The sequence below is a fragment of the Mycobacterium sp. E1386 genome, assembly GCF_001672745.1.
Taxonomy (GTDB): Bacteria; Actinomycetota; Actinomycetes; order Mycobacteriales; family Mycobacteriaceae; genus Mycobacterium.
The window spans coordinates 1-628 of sequence record NZ_LZKH01000137.1 but is presented as its reverse complement, the minus strand read 5'-3'; the positions used below and the strand labels follow the sequence as shown (position 1 = coordinate 628).

The window sequence follows — 628 nt, the reverse complement described above, 5'->3', positions numbered from 1 at the left end:
CCGCATCGGAAAGTGATGCAGTGTCGCCAGCGGAATGCCGTAATACTCCGCGACGTTGGCGGCGGCCTGTTCGAAATTCAGGCCGGTGCACAATAGGTCAGCGCCGGCAGCGAGCGACGTCAGCGTCGTGCTGACCTCGCCCCAATGCCGGATCAGGGGCTCCCAAACCTTGCGCATCAACCTGATCGGGCTGCGGATCGTCCAGATGTCGCGGAAGAATTCCGCCCACATGTTGCGCAGGAATTCTTCGTCCAGGAAGTCGTGCAGTTCTGGCCCGTACGGAACCGCAGCGAGGCCGGCCGATTCGGCGAAGCCCACTAATTCCGGCGGGACCGCCATGGCCACGTCGTGCCCCCGGCGCAGCAGTTCGCGTCCGACCGCCGCCAGAGGCTCGATGTCGCCGCGCGTTCCATACCCGGCGAGAGCGAATTTGGTCACGGGTCCTAGCCTTGCAGCTGCGATGTGGAGGCGACGTTGAGGGTACGGGTCCTCACCCAATCCGTCCCACGCGCGTGTAGTTTTCCAGAAGGTCGGCGGTCTTGGTGATGCTGTCCGCGGGCTTCGTCATTCGAGCGGCCAGCTCGCGGGCGCGCGAGACGTAGTCGGGGGAGAGGATCTGGCGCAGGTC

1 protein-coding gene is annotated in these 628 nt (G+C 65.0%); it reads right to left on the bottom strand.

Annotated elements, in window-relative coordinates:
• Positions 1–438: glycosyltransferase (locus A5709_RS14395; RefSeq protein WP_197520147.1), on the bottom strand; the 438-nt coding region annotated here is incomplete at its 3' end.
• Between the last annotated feature and the right edge of the window lie 190 nt (positions 439–628).